The organism is Stenotrophomonas sp. SrG (assembly GCF_050031795.1).
Lineage (GTDB): Bacteria > Pseudomonadota > Gammaproteobacteria > Xanthomonadales > Xanthomonadaceae > Stenotrophomonas > Stenotrophomonas rhizophila_A.
The window spans coordinates 1-239 of the sequence record NZ_JBNBBE010001100.1 but is presented as its reverse complement, the minus strand read 5'-3'; the positions used below and the strand labels follow the sequence as shown (position 1 = coordinate 239).

Genomic DNA, 239 nt, shown 5'->3' with positions numbered 1-239 from the left:
CGTGCTGCCCGGGGTGGAAGGCCGGCACGAAGCCGAACTGCTGCTGCTGCATGTGGTGGGGCGTGAGCGCGGCTGGCTGTTCGCGCATGCCACCGACCTGCTCGACCCGGCCACGGCGGAGGCGGTCGCGGCGCTGCTGCAGCGTCGCATTGCCGGTGAGCCGGTGGCCTACCTGCTGGGCCGGCGCGGCTTCTGGGCCCTGGACCTGGCGGTCAGCCCGGCCACCTTGATTCCGCGCC

The 239-nt window shown here is 74.1% G+C and carries 1 pseudogene; it reads left to right on the top strand.

The features are described 5' to 3' along the window. Position 1: 1 nt before the first annotated feature. Positions 2–239 (top strand): annotated as a pseudogene (locus tag ACQG3P_RS22870) (peptide chain release factor N(5)-glutamine methyltransferase); the annotation flags it as partial.